The following is a 23647-nucleotide window of genomic DNA, read 5'->3' on the forward strand; positions in this document are numbered from 1 at the left end:
CCGAACTGCACTGGCAGGATCCGCCGCGTGGGGCCGCTACCGCTCGGGCTTGGAGGTGAGATGCCAGCCGTTGCAGTAGGGGCACTGGTACACGTGCAGCGGCGGAGCGCCGTGCTCGGCGCACTCTGCGGCGGTGAGCTCGGCCTCGTAGCGGCTAGCATAGCGGTTCTTGCGCTCGCAGGCCTTGCGGCGCAGAACCGCTTCATGGGCCTCATCGCGCGCAGCACGGGCAGCCGATTCCCGGGCAAAGGGATCGTGGTCGGAATCGCCTCCGAGGCCGAGTTCTGCGAGCAAATCACCCTCGCCGAGCGATGCGGCGAACTGCGCCTTCTGCTTCTGCCATGCCGAGCGCTTCTTGCTGCCCATGACGTTTCCCTTCCGAACCAAAACAGGGGCTGTGCCGCCACAGCCTCCATGCTATAATGCAGACAGACGGTGCCCCGTTCTGCCGGGCGGCGTCGGTTGTTTGATTAAGCCGGGACTACTTTAGCGGGTGGCCCGGCTTCTTCTTTGGCCAAACACCGTCCGTCACTCCTTCCTCATCAGAACAAGCCCGATGATTCCGATCACCACAAGCATCAGATCGCACACGGCAATCACGGTTTGCGGATCCATAGGCAACTCCTTTCTCGAAGCCGCCCAGGCGTGACGAGGCACCTCTCCTCATTATAGGGGCCCCCGAACGCCCGCACCATATGGCAAGGAAACGGTTCTGTCTTCTTCCCCGATCTCGCGAACGTATCGCAACGTTGACGATTGGCATCAGCGATGCTTCGTCATCGCGAGGCTGACGTACCATGGAATCCATGCGAACGAATGCGGGCCGAGCCACTGCCCGCGGCAATTCCAAAGGAGCGTCCCATGAACCCTTCCATCTTCGAAGCTCACGCGGCGGCCACATCGATCTCTTCGGCGAGCACCGCACCCAACCTGCACCCGAGCGACCGCAAACGCGGCTTGCGCCATGCCGTCGCACTGGCTTTGTCCGCTCTCGCCGTCTGCGCCTGCATGCTGGTCGGCTGCGCGTCGGGCGGGGCGGGCGCCGATAGCACGGCCGATCCAGCGGCCGATGGAAATGCCACCGACCAGGGCTCCACCTTGCGCGTGGCCATGGAGCTGGCCTACCCGCCCTTCGAGACGAAAGATGACGCGGGCAACCCCGAGGGCCTTGCCGTCGACTTCATCCGCGACTTCGGCGCGGCCTACGGCTACGACGTGCAGATCGAGAACACCGCGTGGGACGGCCTCATCCCCGCGCTGCAGACAGGCAAGGCCGACCTGGTCATCAGCTCCATGACCATCACCGACGAGCGCAAGCAGTCGGTGGACTTCTCGGATGCCTACGCCATGGCCCAGCTGGCTATTCTGGCGAACGCGAATTCCGGCGTGGCCTCCATCGACGATTTGAACCAGCCGGGCAAGAAGGTGGCCGTGAAAACCGGATCGACCGGCGATGTGTACGCCACGAAGAACCTCACAAACGCCGAGATCGTGCGCCTGGCCGACGAGAGCGCGTGCGTGACCGAGGTGGTGCAGGGCAAGGCCGACGGCTTCCTGTACGACCAGCTGACCATCTACCGCAACCACCAGGCGAACCCCGACACCACCGAGGCGGTGTTCATTCCCTTCCAAGATGCCGAGGAGTGGGGCATCGCCGTGAAGAAGGGCAACACCGCGCTGCTCGACCAGCTGAACGCCTTCATCGCCCAGTCGAAGACCGATGGCGAGTTCGACCGCCTGACCGAGAAGTACCTCGCCGAGGAGAAGAAGGCCTTCGACGAGTACGGCTTCAAGTGGTTCTTCGATTTCGAGTAGGCTGCCATGATTCGCACGCCCGCCCTCTTCCGTCCCTTCACCGCCCGTGCCGGCATGCCGGCGCCGGCGGCGAAGGCCGTGCTCAACTACCTGGCCGTGTGCGTGGCCGTGGTGGCCGTGGTGTGGGCCTCGCTCGCGGCGGCGGGCATCGCGCTGAACTTCGACTTCATCGCCCAGTACCGCGTGCGCATTTGGGACGGCTTCTGCATGACCGTGGGCATCTCGGCGGCATCGCTGGTCATAAGCCTCATCATCGGGGTTGCGGTGGCCGCCGGCCAGGGGACGCGCGTGCTGCCCGTGCGCTACCTGTGCGACCTGTACGTGAAGATCATCCGGGGCACGCCGCTCATCGTGCAGGTGTACTTCTTCTACTACATCATCGGAACGGCCTGGGGCGTGGATAACCGCGTGCTGGCGGGCATCATCATCCTGTCGCTGTTCTCAGGCGCCTATATCGCGGAGATCCTGCGCGGCAGCCTGCTGTCGCTCGATGCCGGCCAGCTGGAAGCGGCCCGGGCCGTGGGATTCACCCGCGCCCAGACCCTGCGCTACGTGGTGGCGCCCCAGCTGGTGGCCCGTACCCTGCCGGCGCTCACGGGCCAGGTGGCGTCCATCATCAAGGATTCGTCGCTTCTGTCGGTCATCGCCGTCATCGAGCTGACCCAGACCATCCGCGAGATCACGGCCACGAACTACAACTTCTTCGGCGGCTTCCTGCTACTGGGGGCGCTGTACCTGGCGCTTACCCTGCCGCTGATGGCCGTGAGCCGTCATTTCGAGAAGAGGCTCGACTATGAGCACTAGGCATGAAGCGGGGCAGCCGACCGCCGCAGGCGGGCCGGACGCGGGCAGCCAGAACGCGGGCGGGCGAGACGCTAGGACGGCTGCCAGCGCAGGCATGCCCCTGCGGCTGACGTTGGCGAACCTGAGCAAGTCCTTCGACGGCACCGAGGTGCTGCACGGCATCAGCTTCGACGAGGATGTGCGGGCGCTGGCCATCATAGGGCCGTCGGGCGGCGGCAAGTCCACCCTGCTGCGCATCATCGGGGGCCTGGAGGCGCCTACGTGCGGCACCGTCTCCGTGGACGGGCAGCCCATCGGCACCGACGAGAAGAGCCTGCGCGCCTATCGAGCCACCCTGGGATTCGTCTTCCAGGACAGCGGGCTGTTCCACCACATGAGCGCGCTGGAGAACGTGGCGCTACCCCTGCGCGTGGTGCACCAGATGGTTCCGGCCGCCGCCGAAAAGCGCGCCCGCGAGCTGCTCGAACGCCTGGGGCTCGCCAATGCCGCCGCCAAGCGGCCCGCGCAGCTGTCGGGCGGCCAGAAGCAGCGTGTCGCCATCGCCCGGGCCCTCGCCGCACGACCGCGGCTGCTTTTGCTGGACGAGCCCACAAGCGCGCTGGATCCCGAGTTCACCACCGAGGTGCTCGATGTGGTGCGCGATCTGGCCGAGGAGGGCACTCGCTTCATTATCGTCACCCACGAGATGGGCTTCGCCCGCCGCGCCTGCGACGCCGTCGCGTTCCTCTGCGGCGGCCGCCTGGCGGAATACGGCCCGAGTGAGCGCGTCTTCGAGCACCCCGAAACCCCCGAGCTGCAACGCTTCCTCAGCCGCCTTCTGGAATGGAGCTGGTAGGGAAAAACCTCCTTGCGAAAGTTGCAAAAGTTTGCGAAAGACGCGACCGGCTCACTCTGCGTCTTCCAACTTCCAAAGTCTATGAGAAATCATGAACTTCTGAAGCAACGCGTCCCTCACCAACTATTGCTGGCACCAAAAAAACGCAGGCGCCCCGAGGGACGCCCGCGTTAAGGGAGGGTATGGTTTCGTGCTCGTGCGGGGTCGGCGGCTCGGCGACCGGCAATTGCTTGTACCGGCCGACGCGCTCGCACCCGGCCACCCCGTCAGCGCTTGGCTACCGCTACTCGAAGTCGCCGGCGGCCAGGCGATGGCCGAGCGTGTAGCCGAAGGTGAGGCAGTTGATGCCGTAGCTGTTGCCGGGGATGGCGAAGTTGTACTCGTTGGCGTACATGTCGCCCACCATGCAGCCCACGTTGAACAGACCCGGGATGGGCTCGTCGTCCTCGTCGCACACCTCCATGTCCGCGCTCGTGCGCAAACCGCCCATGATGGTCATGAACGTGCAGGTGTTCTTCGCGGCGTAGTAGGGGCCCGTCTCCTCGATTTCCACCAGGTAGGTGGGATCCTTGTAGAAGTCCTCGTCGACCCCCTTCTTGCACAGCTCGTTGTAGCGGGCCACGACCTCCTTCAGCTTCGCAGCGTCAAGATCAAGCTGCCCGGCCAGCTCGTCCAGCGTGTCGGCCTTGTAGTAGGAGCCCTCTTCCACACCGGCGTCCCAGATGGCGATCATTTCCTCGGCGGTCTTCGGCGGCAGGGTGTAGTCGCTGCCGAACAGGAACCACTCCTGGCCGCGATCGATGATCGTCTGCGGGTAGTTCTTCGTCCAAATGCCGTAGGCGATGTTGTCGGGCTGGGACAGCAGATAGTGGGCCGTGTAGGGAGCCGACACGTCCTCGCGCTGGTAGCGCTCGGTGCGGGTGTTCACGTTCAGACCCCAGTGGAAGCCGCAGGGCTCATGGCCGCCGCCCCAGCCGCCCTGGTACATGGGAGCCGCCGGCGCGTGCTGCCAGGCCGCGCCGATCCACAGGCCCATCTTCTGACCGTCGCCGCCGTAGATGCCGCCCATCTGGAAGCTCGTGTTGTAGTCGGTCTCGCCCTGCTCGAAGCCAACGTACTGCAGCGCCTCGGGGCAGTAGCAGGCAAGCATCTCCTTATCGGTGGAGTAGTCGCCCGTGGCCAGCACGATGTACTTGCCGTTGAACTGCACGTAGCCCTCGCCCGATCCGTTGATCTTGCTGGCCACGACGCCGGTCACACGACCACCGTCCTCGCGGATAAGCTGCTCGGCCTTCATGTCGTAGATAATCTCCACGCCGTTTTCCAAGGCCTTCTTCTCAAGGGCCTCCACGGCGCCTTGCTGGCCCGTGGACACCATGGCCGAGTCGCCCAGCGTCGAGAAGGCATGGGCGTAGTGGGGGCCCAGATCGAAATTGTTGTCGCGCTCGAGGATGACCTGCAGCCCCGCCTCATTGGCGATGTCGATCATCCAGTTCATGGCCTCTTCGGACTCATTGTAGCCGCGCATCCACTTGCGCTGGTCAACGGCGAAGGAGGCGGCGCGCATCTCATGGTAGTAGAACGGCGTCGGGTTGAAGGGCTCCACCTTCAGCTCCTCCATCACCTTGGAGTTGCGGGCGTAGTTGGAGCCGCCGCGGCTGATGGGACCGCTAGAAGCGGAAAACAGCGTCACCTTCCCGCCCTTCTCGGCGGCGGCAACGGCTGTGGTCAGGCCCGACATACCGGCGCCCACGACGATGATATCGTTCTCCTTCACCTCGGTAATCTGATCCTCGGGAATGGGATCGGGCGCCACCATGAACGACCACTTCGGCAGCTCGTCACCAAGCTTCAGCACCACATCGTTGGTGCTGACGGCACCTTCGCTGCCAGCAGCGGCACCGGTGTCGGCGGTACCGGCGGCCTTGTCGCCCGCGGGCGCACAGCCGGCAAGGCCCGCTGCGGCGGCACCAGCGGCGCCCACGGCGCCGATCTTAAAGAAGTCGCGACGGGAGAAATTGCTCTGGGTCATAGTTCCCTCCAATGACTCTGGCCTCGCACGGCGGCTCCGACAGTCGCAGCCCCGCATCCGAGAACCGTGGATTCAGCCGCCCCCTCGGCGGCCCTTTCCGCTCGCCCGGCTTCTCGCAAAGCTGCGCCGGAACGAACAATGCCGATCTTAGCCGCGAGCCGCTTCCTGACAAAGCACCTTCCGATTGCCTTCCCGCAACCGTTTTTTGCTTGCCTTGAGCCGCGCGGTTGCGGTAATAAGAAAGGAGGCCGGAACATCGCCGGCCCGATGCCACAGCCACAGGGGAGGGAAGCCGTGGACATTCGCCAGTTGGACTATTTCATTGCCGTTGCGCGCCTGCGCAGTTACACCAAGGCCGCCGACGAGCTGTTCATTACGCGCCAGGCGCTCAGCAAGGCCGTTCATAATTTGGAGCAGGAGCTAGGCGAGGCGCTCATCGCCAACCGCGATGGAGCCCTGGAGGCCACCGAAGCCGGCCGCGCCCTCATGGCCGACGCTCGGCCAGTGGTAGAGGCCTATCGCGCCCTGGAGCGTCGCTACCTCGGCGAGGGCGGCCGGAGCGAGCGAGTGCCTCAGCTATCGGTGTCGCTCGTGCCCGGCGCAGCGCTCACGCTTCCGAAGGACCTCATCGACCGCTTCGCCGAGAGCCATCCCAACATGCTGCTTTCCGTGGAGAGCTCCCCCACCGATGTGGCCCTTTCCATGGTGAAATCCGGCGAATCCGACATCGGCATCGTGGGATCGGCCCCTGCGTACCTGGGCGACTTCGATTACGCCCTCATCGTGGAAACCGGCACCTACGTGCACGTGCCCCTCGCCAACCCCCTCGTCCGGCGCGACCATCTTGAGGCCCGCGATCTGGACGGCCAGCCCTTCGTCACCTTCGGTAAGCGCGACCATCTGCACCGCTATTTCATGGAAACCTGCGCCGAGCTCGGCGTTGCGCCAAATGTGCTCATGACCACGTCAAACATCGATCTGCTTACTGGCGTTGCCCTACAAAACGACGCGCTCATGTTCGGCCTGCCACCCAGCGAGAACGTCGAGCCCATTCCCGATTACCCCCTTGTACCCGTCACCCTGCGCCCCGATGTCCCCTTCGGCACCTATGCCGTCAAACGCAAGGGCGACCCGCTCTCGCCAGCCGCCCTTGCATTCTGGGAATATCTAGAAGGATAGAGCCCGCGTTCGGAACACTTCCGAGAGCACAGAGTCCTTGCCCCGGCTTCGCCACCCTGGCAAGCCCTTGAAAAAAGAAGAGTAGACTGGTTGAAAAAAGAAGAGTAGACTGGTTGAAAAAAGAAGAGTAGAAATCTCTTCGTCTTTATCATTTCCTTAGATAACCGGGAGGTTCAATGATCGCAGTGCCGACAGAACCCCAGCGTGGAAACCTCATCAACGCAGGCTACGAACCTCGGGTTCTCGATAGATTCATTTACGAAAATATGGAAGACTTCGGCGCTGTATGCATCGAGGGTCCGAAATACTGCGGAAAGACATGGACGGCGCGTAGTCTCAGCAACAGCGAAATATGCCTGCTCGATACCGAGGGGGCCTTCCAAAACCAGGAACTGGCCCGCTTGTCTCCCCACCAGGCACTCCAAGGCGCCCACCCCCGCCTCATCGACGAGTGGCAAGAGGTTCCCTCCCTCTGGGACGCCGTCCGCAACGCCGTCGATAGAAGCGGCAAGCGGGATACGTTCATACTCACGGGATCCGCCGTTCCTCGCAAGGCCAAACCTCACCATAGCGGCGTTGGCCGCATCGAAAAGGTTCGTATGAGGCCCATGACCCTCTTCGAAGCAGGCCGATCCTCGGGGACCATATCGCTGCGAGGACTTTTCAACGGAGAAAGGCCCGACGGCAACGCCCTTCCCATGTCCTTGGAAGATCTATGCGACATCGTCATCTGTGGCGGCTGGCCCGCTGTCCAGAATATGGAGTTGCGTCGAGCATCGCGACTTGCCCGCAGCTACGTGCGGCAGGTGTCCGAAGACGACCTCTCACGGGTCGACAATGTGGCCCGCGATCCGCAGAAAATCAGTCGGCTCCTGCATTCGCTCGCCCGCAATGCGGAGCAGGCGGCAACTACCAAAACCATGATTCGGGACATGACCGCTGACGCAACGAACGAGGCACTTTCCAAAGAGACAGTCGACGACTACCTTCAGGCCCTTCGACGAATCTTCGTTATTGAAGAAATCCCTGGATGGTCTCCGAACCTGCGATCTTCGATCCGCATCAACAAGCGGCCCAAATACCACTACGTCGATCCTTCCCTGCCGGCAGCCATCCTTGGCGCCACGCCGCAGAAGCTCCTTGGCGACCTCAACGCCTTCGGGTTCCTTTTCGAGTGCCTTTGCCTGCGCGACCTGCTGGTATACGCCGAAGCCTCCGAGGCTCAGGTTCGCTATTATCGGGACAACACCGATCTCGAGGTAGATGCGATCATTGAGTCCTATGACGGAAAGTGGGCAGCGCTCGAAATAAAGCTCGGGCACAACCAGGCAGACCAAGCCGCTAAAAATCTCCTGCGCCTCAAGGCCAAGATGGAAGCCGTCGGAACGGAGCCCCCCGCGTTTCTGGCGGTGGTGGAGGGGCTCGGCCAGCACGCCTATGTTCGCGACGACGGCGTCTGCGTCATCCCGATCGCCAGCTTGGCCCCCTAGGCACTAAGCCGCAAAGCGCAAGGGCAGCCCTCCCGAAAAGACCGCCCTACCCTGCTTTTCCCGTCGGCTTCGACCTAGTCGATCCAGCACGTCGGCGGATTCCAGACCGGGTCGCCCGTATAGCGCTTGGGCTCTTCAGCCCCCGACAGCACTCGGCGGGCGCCGGCGGCCATCGCCTCCATCTCGAACTCGCCGGGATAAGCAGTTACCGGGGCGATCCACGCGCAGGTATCGCGCAAGCGCTGCACCAAGTCCTCGGAGTGGGCCATGCCTCCGCCGAGCAAGATCCCGTCCACCCGTCCTTCGAGCACGACGGCCATGGAACCGATGGCTTTTCCGATTTGATAGATCATAGCATCCCAAGCGAGGCGGCAGGCCTCGTCACCACCCGCCACTCGCTCGGTAAGCTCGATGGCATCCGAGGTGCCCGTCAGGCTGACGAACCCTCCCGTCTTGTGGCAGAGAGACAGCACCTCGCCCAAATCGTGCGCTTCGGCATGTCTCCCCAAACAGAAAACGCGCCTACCAGTCCTATAGCCTTCTTGCGAATGTTGCGAAACTTTGCGAAAGATGCGAAAGGGAATCCATGGAAGCCCCCAACCCCTTCACTCCCTCTTTCGGTCGAATACCGGCCCACTTCGCTGGAAGAGGATCCCTTCTGACTGCCATGGCCAAGGCGCTTGCCGACGAGGGAAGAACGAGCCCCGATCTCGTCACCATGCTCGTAGGGCCCCGAGGAACGGGGAAGACCGCGCTTTTGGGAAGCATCGGCCAAGAGGCGACAGCCCACGGATGGATCGTAGCCCAGGTTACCGCCAACGACGGGATGCTCGTCGATGTCATCGAGCGCCTGCAAGAAGCGGCAGCCGACCTGATAGACCCCTCCACTCCTACGCGTATTAAGTCGCTATCCATCGGATCGAACTTCGCCGTTGAATTCGATCAGGGCACGCCCTACGCGGGAAATTGGCGCACTCAGATGAACAGACTGTTCGCCCAGCTCGAACCTTACGGATCGGGAATCCTGATAACCGTCGACGAAGTTCAGCGGAATTGCGCGGAGTTGGAAACGCTCACACAAGCATTTCAGCATTTTCTGACCGAGGGGGAACCTGCGGCCCTCGTCATGGCAGGCCTTCCCTCGGAGGTGTCGGCTATGGTTTCAAGCAAGATCGTGTCGTTTCTCCGCCGCGCCCGACACCGCCATATCGGACGTATCGGCAACGCGGACGTCGAGGTTGCCCTGCGCAAAACCCTTGCAGACGAGGGCGCGACCATCAATGAAGACGCCATGGCGGCGGCGGTTGCGGCGATCGACGGGTTCCCCTACATGTTGCAGCTTGTCGGCTATTGGATGTGGGAAGAATCGCTCGCGAGCCCCATTGCCCTTGAAGATGCGCAGAGGGGCATTCGCCTCGCTACCAACGAATTGCGCGACGGCGTTCTGGCGGCAACCTATCGCGAGCTCTCCAACGGTGACCTGCGCTTTTTGGAGGCCATGCTGCCCGACGAGGGTCCCAGTACCCTTGCCGACATTGCCAAGCGCATGGGGGGTGCAGAGCAACTACGCCTCGAAGTACAAGAAGCGCCTCATCGAAGCTGGCGTGGTAGGAGATGTGGGCCAAAGCCGCTACACCGTTGAATTGCCGGGATTCAAGGAATACGTGCGGGAGAGCCCGGGGTAAGGCGAATCTGCTCTGGCGGGCGGCTGCGCCCCGCCGCATCCATAGCACCTGGCTCTCACCTGAGTGCTTCGTCTTTCCCCAGGTTTCACTTTAGCTTTTGGAACAGCAGAGCCCCCGACCGCGCGGCAAGGCGATCGGGGGCCCTCAGGTGCATTTCGCGGAAGCGAGGTGCGGCGCTATTCCAGACCCATCTCCTTCTTGAGGCGGGCCAGGTCGTCGTCCACAGCGGCGGTGGCACCGGCCTCGGCATACTTCTTGGCCAAGTCCTCGGTGGGGTCGGCCGGCTTCTCGGACAGCTCGGCCACGGCGTTGGCGCGATCGAGCATCTCGTCGGCCTTGGCCTCCATGCGGTCGAAGGCGCTGCGGGCACCTTCGGCGCGATCGCTCGCGGAGGTCATCTCGTTCACCTTGGACTGGGTCTTGGCCACGGCGGCCTTGGCCTTGATGGCAGCCTTGCGCGCGTTCAGCTCATCGATATCGGCCACCAGCTTGTCGTGCATCTGGCGCATTTTATCGGCATTGGCCTTGGCGCCCTCAAAGGCCACGACAAGCCCCTCGCTGCGCCCGGCCAGCTCCTGCTTCTTCGCCAGGAACACCCGGGCATCGGCCTCGTTGCCGGCAGCCAGGGCCTTGCGGGCCAGCTCCTCGTACTTCTCCATCTCGGCGCGGTTCTCGTCCACGAGCTTCTTGCAGCGACGCTCCTCGGCCATGACGCCGGCCGTGGCCTCGCGCACCTCGGCGAGGGACTCGGTCATCTCGCGCAGGTACTGGTCGACCATCTTCTCGGGGTCTTCCGCCTTGTCCAGCAGCTCGTTGATGTTCGCCTTCACGATGGAGGTGAAGCGATCGAGGATACCCATGGTGCATCTCCTATCTGGCCGAATCGGCCCGGTTCGGTTGCCCCGCGCGGAAGCGGGACGTTGTCGGCAAGCGCCAGCGGGCGCGGAGGTCTCTTCCTCACGGCTTTCGCGCCGGACCACCGACGCTGCCGCGGCAATTCCTAGGGTTGCGACGGCCTCGTGGGCTGCACGGGCGGCGCGTCGGACCCCCCATTCGAAGAGGCGTATTTCTTTTCCAAATCCGCCAGCTCGGCATCGGCGAGGGATTCCAGCGGCGTATTCAGAATCTCCTGCATGCGCTCGGCCTCCCGCTGCTTCGCCAGGCGCCGGTTCCGCGCGATGACGAACACGACGACGGCGACAATTATCACCGCAGCGCACACCGCGATAATCGGCACCGGCGAGGGTGTCACCGTCATGATACGGTCAGCCGTATCACTGAAAGCCTCCGAGAAGACCTCTTCCTCAGTGGGTGCCTCTTGGTAGTACTTCCACAGATAATCGGCCAGCACCTCGGCCGCTTCGTCATCCATCACCGTGCGAGCGCGACTGCCGGCCCAGTAACCGCAGTTGAATCCACCCGCGTTGTTATCGCAGAAGACCAGCAGGAAATGGCCGTCGTCGTTGAACAGCTGGCCGTAAAGCTCCTGAGCCATGGTGGTGAGCTGGGACGTGGACGTCACGCTGCCGTTGGGCAGCACATATACATAGGGCCACACTCCCGTTTCCTCGTAGAAATGGCGCAGACCTTTCTGAAGCACGGCCGTGTTGTGAATCCAGTCGCCGTCTTCATCGGTGAAGTATCCCGTTTCCTGGGCAACGCCTGGCTCAAGGGCCACGCGCTCCACCGTAGATGCGGCCACCGACGAGCTTGAGCACCCGCCGCCGCCCAAGCCCACGACCAGTAACGCCACCAGCAAAAGAACCGCGATGACGATGAAAACAGAGCCGCATCCGCCATTCGGCGAGGCTCCCTGAGGCGATCCTGGCTGCGGCGCATTCGGGCCGCCGCCCGAACCCGGTTGCTGGGGGCCGCTCGGCTGCGGGGGCATCTGCGGCGGCACGGAACTGCCGCCCCCGCCACGACTAGAGCCCATCAGGCCGCCAAGAAAACCGCCCCAGAAGCTGCTGCCCCCGAAGCCTCCACCGTAATAGCCGCCTGGATACCCGCCGAAGCCGCCATTGGAACGACCGCCGCCCAAGCCCGGCCCACCCGAGCGGCCACCGCCGCGCGGGCCGCGCGAAAAGCCTCCTCCGCCGCCGAAGCCACCGCCCCCGCCGGAGAAGCCTCCGCCGGAAAACCCGCCACCACCTGATCTACCCATAGGTCTTCCTCGCCTTGCTCAGTTCGCATGCCTCAAATGGCCAAAAAGGAACGGTTTTCGTAGTCGCATCCCTTAATTTCCGGCCTTTTCGGTCAAAACATGACGGTTCTCGTAGCTTTTTGCATCTCAAACTACGAGAACCGTCGCTTTTTGTCCAATTCGTCGACCTTAATCAGCGCTTCGTTATTTCACGATGAGCACCGGCACGTTCGTCTTGTGCAGCACCGAGTAGCACACGCTGCCGAGCATGCCCCGCACCGCGCCCAGACCGCGGTGGCCCATGACGATGCAATCGTAGGCGCCCTCGTCGGCATAGGCGGTGATGGAGTCGTGGGGCGAGCCGTTCACCACGGCGATACCCACGCCGGCTGCATCACCCACCAGCGAAGCGATGCTCTCGGCAATGGCGTCGGTGTCGGCCTTGATGGCCTCGCTTTCCACTTCGGCCATCACATTCATGTCCATGGCATCTCCCATGACGCCGGACATGCGCGAGGCAATTTTGAACGTCTCGGCGTTGAAGTCGTGCCAATCCACCACCGAGAGCACGGTGATCTGGGCGTCGGGCACCCCGGCAGCCAGATCGAGGGCCGCCGACAGCGCGTGCTGGGCCGGCTCGGACTTGTCGTAGGGGACGAGAATCTTCTTGTACATAACGGCCTCCTATTCCCCGGGTCTCGCGAATGCTAACCCGCCAACTCACAATAAATAAGTTGCAGGGTCATTTTATCACGCGCCGCCACCCCGCCCGCGGCTCCGGAAAGCTGTAGACGCGGCGTTACGCAGTACGCTCCTCGTCAAAGAAGGCAGGCTGCGCTGCACAGTACACCCCATCAAACGAGCAGCACCGGTGTAACGCAGAAACACCATCGGCCCCACAACCTCGCCCGCGCCGGCGGCCTGTGCCCTCGTGCCCGACAGCATGGCCGCCGACCCTCTATCGCGGTTCCTCGTCGTTGAGCAGGCGGTGGCGCGACACCATGATGCGGAACACGGTATAGCCTCCCAGCACGAAGGCGCCCAGGTAGCCGAGCACGCCGAGCAGGGGCACGTCCAAAAACCGCGGCTGCATGGCGGTGGTGCACACAATGGAAGACCCGATGAACAGCCCCGCCGACAGCAGCGCCAGGGACAGGCGCCCCACCGAGGCGTAGGCCGTGGCCAGAATACGGGAAGACACATCGACGGAGCCGTTCACCTTGATCTGGCCGCGATCCACCATTTCCAACGTGTTCGACAGCTGGGTGGGCAGCTTTGCCAGAGCCTCCACCGAGGCGGCGCTCGACACCACCAGATCGAGCACCCGCGTGCCGAGCATCTTCGGATCGCCCTGCTGGGCAATGACGTGCTTGGACACGATCTCAATAACCGAGGTGGACGGCGAAATCTGCGCGATAACCCCCTCGAGAGTCACAAAGCCGCGGGCGAGCATGGTTACCGACGAGGTCATCACCATATTCTGGTCGCGCAGCACTTCGATGACCTCGGTGAGCACCGTGCCCACGTTGATCTCCTCCAGCTCGGCGGTGCTGTACTTGGCCAGAAGACGCGACAGCGACGCGAGCAGGGCCCCGTGATCCACCGGCCCCGTCGCCCGCACGAGCCCCATGACCGCTTCCTTCAGCAGATAGGCATTGCCGGTGGCCACGGCCGTGAACGCCTTGCCCACGAGCATACGCTCCGAAACCGTGAGCGTGCCCACCATGCCCAGGTCGATCCACACCACCTCACCATCACGCACGAGAATGTTGCCCGGGTGCGGGTCGGCGTGGAAGAACCCGTTGTCGAGCACCTGGGTCACGTAGCTCTGGCACACCCGTCCGGCCAGGGCGTCCACATCGATGCCCCGGCTGCGCAGGGCGGCCGTGTCGGAGATTTCCACGCCCTGCACGAATTCCATGACGAGCACCGATTCGGTGGAATAGGCCGGATAGGCCACCGGCGAGGTCACCCCCTCCTCATTGGCCAGCTCGCCGTGAAAGCGCACAAGATTGCCCAGCTCCTGGGTGAAATCAACCTCGTTGGCCGTGGTGCGCTCGATCTCCTCCACGAAGCCCTCCAGCGACAGCAGCATATCGCGGTGGGCGTTGGAGGCGAACTCCCCCAAGGCCAGCAGGTGCTTCATGAGCATGATGTCCTCGGCCATGGACTCGGCCACACCGGGTCGGCGCACCTTCACGGCCACCGTAGTGCCGTCGAGGAGGGCGGCCCTGTGCACCTGGGCGATGGAGGCGGCCCCTAAGGGCTTCGGGTCAATGGAGGCGAACACTTCGTGCCACGACTTCCCGTAGGCACGGTCGATCTGCTCGATCACCTGGTCGAAGGCCATGGGGTTCGCGTCGTCGCGCAGCCGCTCGAAGGCATCGCAGTAGGCCTTGGGCAAAAGATCGGAGCGGTTCGACGCCAGCTGGCCGATCTTCACATAGGTGGGCCCGAGGGCCTGAAGCACCTCGACGGCCCGCTCGGGAGTAAGCCCGCGCAGCACGTGGTACTCGCGCATGATGTGGATAATCTCGTCCATGCGCTTGTGGGAGGTCTTGTCCTTCAGGGAAATCTCGGCGACCTTTAGAAATTCCTCGAACGTGGCCATAGGCCCTCCTTTCCGCCCGCTCATACTATCGTGCGGAAAGTGGACCTTGCTGGTGAACTATTGACTTGGTGCCGAGTCGTTGCCGCGAAGGGGAAAACCTAGGTAACAGTTTTTGTCAAGACTTTCCCTCGGCACAACTTCGCGTATACTTAACTCAAGTCCTGTTCCCGCCATACACTGCGATGGACCGACGTATTGAACTGAGGGAGCTTTAGAAGCTGGTGGAATGGAGATTCGTGTCCGTTGATACGAAAGCCAGGATCCCAGATGCGAGCACCCACCTTGTGAGGTGGGTTCATCCTCTGGCGGGGGCGGGGCATTTTATCTTTCCGTCTCTGAGCTTGCCGGCTTTACTTCCTACAGAGCGTCTGTCGCCTCTTCCGCCAGATGATTGTGCACGTAGGGCGCAATGGCGCGAATGGCCGCGTCCTTCGCCGGCCCCACCTTGCTCGCATCGGCTATAGTGAAACTGAGACTCCCCTGGAACCCGTAATCAGTAATGGCGCTGAAGCTGACCTGCGGCTTTTTCTTGATCTTGCTCACCCGCGCCACGGCCTTCTCGGCCGCATCCTCGATATGGTGGGCTGCCGCCGTGAGTCGTTCGCTGTTGGTGGTGACCACCAAATTGATGGAGACATCGGTAATGGGGGACAGCTTCGCCACCGCTGTTGAGGTCATGAGCGAGTTGGGAATGTTAATGCGGTTGCCGGAGCTGTCGACGATAGAGGTGTAGCGCCAGGTGACATCCTGCACCACGCCGCTCACCCCCGAAGGCCCCATGCGAATGTTATCGCCCGGTTCCACGGAACGCGACAGGCTGACCTGCAAACCGCCGAGCAGATTCGAGAGCGTGTCCTGAAAACCCAGGGAGATGGCAATACCGACGACGCCCAGGCCGGTGATCATGGCGTTCACGTTCACGTTGAAGCAAATGGAGAGCACGCATCCCACGCCGATGACCCACACAATGACGCGCACCAAATTGATGAAGATGGAACTGGAGGGCAGCAGCGTCGTGCGGTTCAGCAGACGGCGCATAAACGATACCGTGATGCGGGACACCACAAACGTGATAGCGAGAATGATCGCGGCACCGAGCGCAGCGGTGAACCAGTCCTCATGGATGAACGAATCGAATATGCCGAACAACTGCTCCATGGCTCCTTATTATAGGAGCGACCTCCCACCTGCAGGAAGGAGGTCGCCGGCCTTCATCGTATTGTTGCAGAAACAGCGCGCCGTTGCCGTGGAGGCTGCTGTTTTGCCGAGCGCGCGGCTAGTTAGCGGGGGCTTGGGCGTCGTCGGGGTCGTCGGGCGTATCGGCACCCGGGTCGGTGTCGTCGGGGCTGGGCGTGGGCGTCGGCTCCGGCTCGTCAGGGGTGGTGGGCGTTGTGGGCTCCTGGGTAGGTTCGGGACCATCGCTGATGACGATGGTCACCGTGGAGCCAGGCACCGCAGTGCCGCCGGAGGGGCTCTGGCTGATCACGTTCCCCTTGGGAACGCTGCTGCTGTAGGCAGAATCGGTGCTCACCTTGAAGCCGGCGTTCTTCAGCGTGCTCGTGGCCTTGGATTCGGACATATTCCCACTCGACACATCGGGCACTTCATTCTCCTCGGGGCCGTCGCTCACGGTGATTTTCACCGTGGAACCAGGCTTCACCTTGTCGTTCAGCGGATCCTGCTTGAACACGGTGCCCTTGTCCTTGTCGCTGTAGTCGTGGCGCACATCCACACCGAAGCCCTCGGCCTGCAGCTTGCTCTTGGCCTCTTCTTCGGTCGAGCCGATCACGTTGGGCGCCTGCACCAGCTCGGTGCCGCGCGACACCACGTACTCAATCTCCGTACCCTTCGCCACCGAGGAGCCCGCCGAGGGGCTCTGATCCATAATGTGGCCGTCTTCCACGGAGTCGGAGTAGCCGCTCTCCCGCTCCACGGCCTTCAAGCCCACCTCCTCGGCAGCCGCCTTGGCCTGATCGGGCGTCATCTTATAGAAGTCGGGCACCGAGACGGTCTCATCCCCCTGGGACAGCACGAGGTTCACCTTGGACCCCTTGGCCGCCTTGCCCGTCGGGTCCTGGCTGATAACCAGCCCCGGCTCCACATTCTCATCGAAGGTGCTGCTCACCACGCCGAGCTCGAAGCCGGCACGTTCCAGCTCGCTCTTGGCCTCAGGCTGGGTCTTGCCCGTCACGTTGGGCACGTCCACCATCTCGCCGGTTGCGCCGCCGCCCGCCAGAGCAAAGGCAATGCCCGCGATAAGCGCGACAGCGAGCACGGCTGCAATGGCAATGATCAGCGGCTTTTTGCTCTTCGGGGCTGTATGGGAGTCACGATAGCTCGTGGCCTGGAAGCTGCCCGTGGCGCTGGGACTCGTCGCGCCCCCGTGCATGACGGGCATGGCCTGGGTGCCATCCACCGGCGCCACGCCGCCCATAACGGCCGTGGCCGCAGCGGTGTTCACACCCACAGGAGCGCCTATCATCTGGGTGCGGGCGCTCGTGAAACCGGCGCCCCCCGGCAGCGTCACGGGACGACCCGCCAGATAGTCGTTCAGGGCCATGCGCATATCGTTGGCCGTGGCAAAGCGGGCCTGGGGGTTCTTCGCCAGGGCCACCATGATGATGTCCTCGAGATCGGGGTCGATATCGGGGTTGATGGCCGACGGCGGGGTGGGCTCGTCCTTCACCTGCTGCATGGCCACCGACACGGCATCGGGGCCGTCAAAGGGCAGCTTGCCCGTAGCCGCTTCGTACAGCACGATACCCAGCGAGTAGATGTCGCTGGCCGCAGTGAGGTCTTTGCCCTGGGCCTGTTCCGGCGAAATATAGTGCGCGGTGCCCAACACCGCCGAGGTCTTGTCGTTCACGGAGTTCTTGGCCCGGGCAATGCCGAAGTCCATCACCTTCACGTTGCCGTCGGGCTGCACCATAATGTTCTGGGGCTTGATGTCGCGATGGATGATATCCTGATTGTGGGCCACAGTCAGCGCCTGGCACACCTGGCTGCCGATCTCGGCGGCTTTGCGCTGGTTGATGGCACCGCGCTGCTGGATAGCAGTCTTCAAGTCGGATCCGCGCACGAACTCCATGACGATGAAGTAGGTGTCGTCATCATGGCCCCAATCGTACACGTTCACGATATAAGGGCTCTGCAAGTTCGCCGCCGAAGCCGCTTCCTGGCGGAAACGCTGGGTAAACGAGGGATCGGCCGCAAACTGCGGCAGCATCACCTTCACAGCCACCACACGGCCAAGCGTGCTGTCTTGGGCTCGGTACACCTCGGCCATACCGCCGATGCCGATGCGGTCTTTTATCTCGTAACGGCCGTTGAAGACCTTGCCTGTCATGGTTCCCTGTCCGGTCACTTTCGTTGCTCCTTAACGTTCCATCTGCTGCGTTTGCGTTGCTGTGTGTCTATGGACTCGCGTAAGTTCCTTCATTCTACTATAGCGCCCCCGTCACTTCGAGAGCTGTCTTCATAACGTCATGGGCCGCGCTGGCGCCCGCGCCCGACTCGCCGCGCTCGATGGCCACCGCCACCACGACCTTCGGGTCGTCGGCCGGGGCCAGGCCCACAAACCAGCTGTCGTCGTCGCCGTCTCCACGCTCGTGGGTGCCCGTCTTGCCAGCCACGGACACGCCATCAATAGCCGCCCGCGAACCGGTACCCTCGGTCACCACGCCCTTCATCACTTCGATTTCCTCTTCGGCCGTCTTCTTGTCGATGGCCTGCTTCAGCTTCATCGGAATAGGCGTGAAGCCCCGTTCGCCGTTGGCGTTGTAAATGCCGTCCACCAGGTAGGGCTTCATGAGGGCCCCCTCGTTGGCGATAGCCGATCCCGCCATGCACATCTGCATGACAGTGGCCTGGGGACCAGCTGGGCTCTCGTGCTCGCCCACCGGCTCGCCGCAGGCGGCCCACGCCGTCTCCCATTCGGTCATTTCATCGGGATTAGGCATGAGCGACATGGCCAGGGGCAAATCGAAGTCAATCTGCTCGTTGAAGCCGAAACTGCACGCCATGTTCACGAGCAGGTCGGATCCCAACTGCACGCCCACCTGGCCGAACACGGTGTTCGAGGAATACCACATGGCCTGGGCCAGAGTGATCTTGCCGTAGGAGCGCTTCTTCACGTTGGTGACCGGCGCGTTGCCGATGTCCATCTCGCCGGGCGAGTCGTAGACGGAGTCGGCCTTGGCGATACCGTCTTGCAGGGCGGCGGCCAAGGTGACCGTCTTGAACGTGGAGCCCGGAGCGTACAGGGCCTGGGTGGCGCGATTGTACAGCTCCGACGAATCAGTGCTGTTGTCGGCCGCCGCGGTCAGCAACGCCTCGTAGTCGGAGGCGTCGTAGGTAGGCGAGGAAGCCAGGGCGTACACGGCGCCGGTTTCCGGGTTCATGGCCACAATGGCACCCACTTTGCCGGCCAGAGCCTCCTGAGCCGCCCGCTGAATCTTGGAGTCGATGGTCAGGGTAACGTCGTTGCCCTTCGTCTGAATACCCGCCAGAGAGTTCACCACATCGGTGAAACTCGCGAAGTTCTGCTCGCCGCGCAGCGTGTCGTTGTAGGCCGCCTCGATGCCGGCGGTGCCGAACTTCTGGGACGAGTAGCCCACCACATGGGCCGCCAAATCGCCCGCAGGATACTCGCGACGGTAGCCGCCGTCATCCTGAAGCACCGATTGGGCCAGCACCACCCCGTCAACGGTGGAAATAGTGCCGCGTTCCATCTTCGCCTGGCGAGCGATAGTGTGGTTGTTGCTGGGCATAGCTTGATACTCCGGCGCCTTGAACACCATCAGGTAAGTGAGGTTGGCGACGAGCACGGCGAACAGCGCCGAGAAGATGATCATCGTACCGGTAAGGCGTTTGCCGAGCGCCACACGCCCGAGCACGGCATCTCCGCCGTGGGCGCCGATGGCCCCGGTCTGGCGCATTTCCTCGCCCACACCCGTGCCCTCGTCGCCGCAACGCAGAAGGCAGGCCAAAATGATGAAACTGGCGATGAGCGACGAGCCGCCCTGGCTGACGAAGGGCAGCGTGATGCCCGTCAGGGGGATAAGGCGGGTGACGCCGCCGACAATGATGAAGGCCTGGAGCACGATGATGGAGGTAAGGCCCACGGCCGTGAAGGAGCTGACATCGGACTTGGCTCGGGCCGCCGTCACGATGCCGCGAATGGCGAAGCACAGGTACAGCAGCAGCATGCCCGCTGCGCCCATAAGGCCCGCTTCCTCGGCAATGACAGGAAAGATGAAGTCGCTCTCGGCCACGGGAATACCGCCGGCGGACACCGGGCCGCCGCCCATGCCGCGACCGATGCCGGTGCCGAACAGGTCGCCATCGGCGATGGAGAACAGCGACTGCACCAACTGGAAGCCGCCCTCCTGGGCGTAGGCGAAGGGGTCGAGCCAAATTTCCACGCGGGTGCGCACATGGCCCATGATGCCATAAAGCGCCACGGCCGCAATTGCAGCAAGGCCGATGGACACCACCAGATACATCTTCTTGCCCGTGGCCACGTACAGCATGATGACGAACACGCTGAACAGCACAAGAGCCAAGCCCAGGTCCTTCTCCAGCACAACCACCACGAAGGCGAGCGCCCACATGATAATGAGGGGCAGCAGCGTCGGCAGGCTGGGCAGGTGCACCGGACCCACCTTCTGGGTGAACACCGACAGCATCTCGCGGTTGGCCGCCAGATAGGCCGCAATGAAGAACACGATGAGGATTTTGGCAATCTCACCGGGCTGGAAGGTGAAGCTGCCAAAGCGCAGCCACAGGCGAGCGCCGCTAATTTCGGTGCCGATGACGGGAATCATGGGCGAGAGCAGCAGCAAAATGCCGACGATCACCAGGGTGTATTTGAACCCGGCCAGCTTGTCGAGATTGCGCACAAGCGCCAGAGTGACCACGAGCAGGGCCACGCCAATAAACAGCCAGACAACCTGACCAACAGCGTGATCAGGAGAAATGCGCGTGACGAAGGCGATGCCGATACCCGAGAGCGCGAATGTGATGGGCAAAAGCGCCGGATCGGCCGCAGGCGCGAGCCAACGCACGGCCAGATGGGCCACGATGAAGGCCGCGAAAATGCCGAGGGGAACCCCCAGCGTGTTCACGGAAAGCTCCTGACCGCCCGTGACCACCATCATCGCGAACAGCACGATGACGATGGGCGAGGCAATGACGAGAAGCAGCAGCTCTATGTTGCGGCGCGTCACGAGCGCATCACCTCGCAGGTTGCGCCGGGTCGGCTGCGGGCGTCGCCGCAGGCTGCGCACTCTCGTCAGCTGGAGCGGCGTCGCCGGAGGTCGGAGCGCCGCCATCAGGCTGGGCTCCCCCGGGTACCGCCCCGTCAGAGGACGGCGGCGCATCGGCGCTGCCACTCTGCTGCCCAGCCGCAGCGGCCTCGGCAGCAGCAGCTTCGTCGGCGGTGCGACGTTCGGCGATTTCGGTCTCGTATTCCTTCACCAGCGACTCGGCGGCGTCCAGATTGTCCACTTTGATGCCCTCTTCACGCAGGCGATTGGCCGTTCCCGGCTGCAGATCGTCGGTGGAAACCTCGGTGGCGCGCACGAGCTTGTGGGCCGAAAAGCCAAACAACTCTCCGGGAACTCCCTGATAAATAGCTACTTTTCCATTCTGATCGACCAGATAGGCGGAATTGGTCGCCAGGTAGTTGAATCCGTACACGCACCCGGCCAGCACCGCCACCAACAGCACGCCGAGCATGATAGCCGTCGCGCGAGCGCGGCGGGTCATCTTACGCTGACGCTGCTCGGCCAGGCCGGTCACATCCACCACGATGACAGTCACATTGTCGTAACCGCCCAAACCGTTGGCCTCGTTCACGAGCTGCGCGGCGCAGCGCTGCGGATCGCTCGCGTTCTTGAGAATTTTCTCGATCTCGGGGTCTTCCAGCATGGTGGACAAGCCGTCGGAACACAAAAGCAGACGGTCGCCTGCCTCCACGTTGATCTCGAACAGGTCGGGCTGGGTGCGCGGATCGCTGCCCAGCGCGCGAGTGATGACCGAGCGCTGGGGGTGCACCCGGGCCTCGGCCTCGGTAATCTGCCCCGCCTCGATAAGATCGGCCACAAGAGAATGGTCGCGGGTGAGCTGCTGGAGCTTCCCTTGGTGCAGCAGATAGGCACGCGAGTCGCCCACCTGGGCGATGACCAGGCGCTCCTTCTCCAGGATAGCGGCAGTGCAGGTGCAGCCCATACCCGCACGGCCCACACCCTCCCGTGCCGCCTTGATAACAGCCAGGTTCGCCTCTTCCACCGCCTGGCCGAGCGCGGCCGCATCGGCGTGGTCGGGCGAGCGTTGCGAGATAACATCTACGGCGATCTCAGAGGCCACCTCGCCGGCGGCGTGGCCGCCCATGCCGTCGCACACCACATACAGCGGGGGCGCCACCGCCAGAGAGTCTTCATTGTGGTCGCGCACGCAGCCCACATCGGTACGGCTGCCGAAGGTGGAATTGGCCTTCTTTCGGCCCTTTGAGCGCGCCATTACTGGTTCCTCACACGAATATCGACATCACCGATGGTGACGAGATCCTTGTCGCGCAGGGCCACGGGGTCGTGAACGGGCCGCCCGTTCACCGCTGTGCCGTTTTTCGAACCCAGGTCTTCCACGAAGAGGTTCTGGCCCATGAGCTGGAAGCGCGCGTGGCGCCCCGACACGTAGCCGGCGCCGATGACGATATCGGCTCCCGGCGAGCGGCCCACAATGACGGGGCCGTGTACCGCGATGGACACGCCGCGCAGCTCCTTGGGGCCGCGCTCCACCGATACGGTCCAGGTGCGCTCCTTCTTACGGGAGCCTTTCACCATGCCAATGCCCGTGCGCATGATGGCGAACAGGAACAGATAGAGCAGCGCCACGAACAGCAGGCGCGCGATAAGCAGTACGAGATCAATCACCGAAGATCCTCCTTAGCTCGAATGGCCGCGGACGCACGGCTAGATGAGCTGGAATTCGAGGTTGGTGGTGCCCACGATAATGCGGTCGGCATCGGAAAGGGCCGCGGACTTGATCTGGCGGCCGTTCACGAAGGTGCCGTTGGTGGAGCCCAGGTCGGTGAGAATCCACGCGCCTGATTCGTCCTGCCGGATTTCCGCATGCACGCGCGACACGTTGATATCGGGAATGACGATGTCGTTCTTCGATTCGCGCCCGATGGTCTCCGCGTCGCCGGGAAGGGTGAAGGCGCGGTCGTTGGTGATGTCGTAGATGTAGGCCTGGCGCGGCTCTTCGTCGGCCACGTAGTCGTCGTAATCGTAGCCAACCTCGGCAGGGGCGCTGAAGTCCATGGTTTGGGGCGCCGGAGCCGGGGCAGGCGCGGGAGCCTGGTAACCGTAGCCGACAGGAGCCGCAGGACGCGCCGGGCCGCCCTGATTCAGAATGCCGTAGCGGGCGTATTCCTCCTGGCGCAGCTGCTCGACCAAGGGAGAGGCCACCATCTCGGCAATAACGTCGAACTTGCCGTGGCGCAGATCGTCATCCACGATGAAGCGCACAAGCGGCTGGCCGTCCATAACGAGGCCCGACTCAGCGGCCTTCGCGGACAGGTACGTCTCAGTCTCGCCGGCAAGCGTGGGGTAATAGCCGAGAAGGCGCCGATCGTCGTCGGCGTTCACGAGCACGGTGTACAGGGTGGGAGCATACTGCTTACCTGCGCCGACCATCTTCTCGCGGCGCATCTGCTTCTCGGCCTTCTTGGCAATCTGCACGGGAGACAGCGGGGCCGCGCCCATGCGGTCGGCGGCACCTTCCACGGTGTCTTCCATTTTGCCTTCGAACCTTGAGAGGAGTCCCATGTGCTTCTCCTTGTATCTACCATGTTTAAGCTGCGACTAATTTGCACATCCGCATATTCTGCCACAAACCCTTCGTCGCTTGGTCAACAAGCGCCCAACCTTACGCAATCGTCACAGGGAACGGGGCGGACAGCCGATGCAGGCATCCTCTGCAGCAGGGCGGCGCCGTGCGGCAAGGTAAGCAAGGCGGAGGCGACGGTTTCGTGCCGTCTTTGTGTTGCG

Annotated in this window: 19 protein-coding genes; 6 read left to right on the forward strand and 13 right to left on the reverse strand. The window is 63.1% G+C overall.

The features are described 5' to 3' along the window. Positions 1 to 36: 36 nt before the first annotated feature. On the reverse strand, positions 37 to 366 hold the full coding sequence (locus C811_RS12635; RefSeq protein WP_016310048.1) for a hypothetical protein: 330 nt from the start codon (positions 364 to 366) through the stop codon (positions 37 to 39). A 495-nt stretch (positions 367 to 861) separates the two neighbouring features. Here C811_RS12635 and C811_RS12640 point away from each other — a divergent pair, with 495 nt between their 5' ends. Genes C811_RS12640 through C811_RS12650 form a run of 3 tightly spaced genes read left to right on the forward strand, consistent with a single transcriptional unit; the run spans position 862 to position 3454 of the window. After that, positions 862 to 1815 carry a transporter substrate-binding domain-containing protein gene (locus C811_RS12640; protein ID WP_016310049.1) on the forward strand — a complete coding sequence of 318 codons (954 nt, stop codon included), beginning with the start codon at positions 862 to 864 and terminating at the stop codon, positions 1813 to 1815. A 6-nt stretch (positions 1816 to 1821) separates the two neighbouring features. Further along, the gene (locus tag C811_RS12645) at positions 1822 to 2619 is read left to right on the forward strand and encodes an amino acid ABC transporter permease (protein WP_016310050.1); all 798 of its coding nucleotides are present in this window, start codon (positions 1822 to 1824) and stop codon (positions 2617 to 2619) included. After that, entirely contained in the window at positions 2609 to 3454 is an 846-nt protein-coding gene (locus tag C811_RS12650) for an amino acid ABC transporter ATP-binding protein (protein WP_016310051.1), read from the forward strand. Before C811_RS12645 ends, C811_RS12650 begins: the two co-directional genes overlap by 11 nt. Before the next feature lie 283 nt (positions 3455 to 3737). Here C811_RS12650 and C811_RS12655 read toward each other — a convergent pair whose 3' ends face one another. Then, positions 3738 to 5486, reverse strand: coding sequence for an FAD-dependent oxidoreductase (locus C811_RS12655; protein WP_016310052.1), 1749 nt, complete (start codon positions 5484 to 5486; stop codon positions 3738 to 3740). A gap of 294 nt (positions 5487 to 5780) precedes the next feature. Between C811_RS12655 and C811_RS12660 the strand changes: the two genes are divergently transcribed. Together C811_RS12660 and C811_RS12665 are read left to right on the forward strand one after the other, a co-directional pair. Then, positions 5781 to 6665, forward strand: coding sequence for a LysR family transcriptional regulator (locus C811_RS12660; RefSeq protein ID WP_016310053.1), 885 nt, complete (start codon positions 5781 to 5783; stop codon positions 6663 to 6665). Positions 6666 to 6841: 176 nt separating this feature from the next. Then, entirely contained in the window at positions 6842 to 8155 is a 1314-nt protein-coding gene (locus C811_RS12665) for an ATP-binding protein (protein ID WP_016310054.1), read from the forward strand. 74 nt (positions 8156 to 8229) lie between these two features. On the opposite strand, the gene C811_RS12670 is transcribed toward C811_RS12665, so the two are convergent. After that, positions 8230 to 8664 (reverse strand): acetate and sugar kinases/Hsc70/actin family protein, encoded by a 435-nt coding sequence (locus C811_RS12670; protein ID WP_016310055.1) that lies wholly within the window; start codon positions 8662 to 8664, stop codon positions 8230 to 8232. Between the two features lie 77 nt (positions 8665 to 8741). Here C811_RS12670 and C811_RS12675 point away from each other — a divergent pair, with 77 nt between their 5' ends. Further along, positions 8742 to 9797, forward strand: coding sequence for an ATP-binding protein (locus tag C811_RS12675; RefSeq protein ID WP_016310056.1), 1056 nt, complete (start codon positions 8742 to 8744; stop codon positions 9795 to 9797). A 219-nt stretch (positions 9798 to 10016) separates the two neighbouring features. On the opposite strand, the gene C811_RS12680 is transcribed toward C811_RS12675, so the two are convergent. From C811_RS12680 to C811_RS12725, 10 genes are all read right to left on the reverse strand, one after another. After that, on the reverse strand, positions 10017 to 10700 hold the full coding sequence (locus C811_RS12680) for a PspA/IM30 family protein (RefSeq protein ID WP_016310057.1): 684 nt from the start codon (positions 10698 to 10700) through the stop codon (positions 10017 to 10019). Between the two features lie 140 nt (positions 10701 to 10840). Next, a complete protein-coding gene (locus tag C811_RS0103905; protein WP_016310058.1) occupies positions 10841 to 12004 on the reverse strand; it encodes a hypothetical protein in 1164 nt (387 codons plus the stop codon). Positions 12005 to 12187: 183 nt separating this feature from the next. After that, positions 12188 to 12658, reverse strand: a complete 471-nt coding sequence (locus C811_RS12690) for a universal stress protein (RefSeq protein ID WP_016310059.1) — start codon at positions 12656 to 12658, stop codon at positions 12188 to 12190. 283 nt (positions 12659 to 12941) lie between these two features. Then, positions 12942 to 14594, reverse strand: coding sequence for an ABC1 kinase family protein (locus C811_RS12695; RefSeq protein WP_016310060.1), 1653 nt, complete (start codon positions 14592 to 14594; stop codon positions 12942 to 12944). Positions 14595 to 14951: 357 nt separating this feature from the next. Continuing rightward, complete coding sequence (locus C811_RS12700; protein WP_016310061.1) at positions 14952 to 15752, reverse strand: mechanosensitive ion channel family protein; 801 nt, start codon at positions 15750 to 15752, stop codon at positions 14952 to 14954. Positions 15753 to 15870: 118 nt separating this feature from the next. Continuing rightward, positions 15871 to 17940, reverse strand: coding sequence for a Stk1 family PASTA domain-containing Ser/Thr kinase (pknB, locus tag C811_RS12705; RefSeq protein ID WP_051127447.1), 2070 nt, complete (start codon positions 17938 to 17940; stop codon positions 15871 to 15873). A 97-nt stretch (positions 17941 to 18037) separates the two neighbouring features. Beyond that, positions 18038 to 20821: an FtsW/RodA/SpoVE family cell cycle protein gene (locus tag C811_RS12710; RefSeq protein ID WP_016310063.1), complete on the reverse strand. Its 2784-nt coding sequence runs from the start codon at positions 20819 to 20821 to the stop codon at positions 18038 to 18040. A 7-nt stretch (positions 20822 to 20828) separates the two neighbouring features. Then, positions 20829 to 22115 carry a Stp1/IreP family PP2C-type Ser/Thr phosphatase gene (locus C811_RS12715; RefSeq protein ID WP_016310064.1) on the reverse strand — a complete coding sequence of 429 codons (1287 nt, stop codon included), beginning with the start codon at positions 22113 to 22115 and terminating at the stop codon, positions 20829 to 20831. Then, positions 22115 to 22528 carry an FHA domain-containing protein gene (locus tag C811_RS12720; RefSeq protein ID WP_016310065.1) on the reverse strand — a complete coding sequence of 138 codons (414 nt, stop codon included), beginning with the start codon at positions 22526 to 22528 and terminating at the stop codon, positions 22115 to 22117. The genes C811_RS12715 and C811_RS12720 overlap by 1 nt, the downstream gene beginning before the upstream one ends. A 39-nt stretch (positions 22529 to 22567) precedes the next feature. Then, on the reverse strand, positions 22568 to 23425 hold the full coding sequence (locus tag C811_RS12725) for an FHA domain-containing protein (RefSeq protein WP_016310066.1): 858 nt from the start codon (positions 23423 to 23425) through the stop codon (positions 22568 to 22570). Positions 23426 to 23647: the final 222 nt, after the last annotated feature.

Origin of the sequence: Adlercreutzia caecimuris B7 (assembly GCF_000403355.2) — a bacterium.
Classification (GTDB): Bacteria; Actinomycetota; Coriobacteriia; order Coriobacteriales; family Eggerthellaceae; genus Adlercreutzia; species Adlercreutzia caecimuris.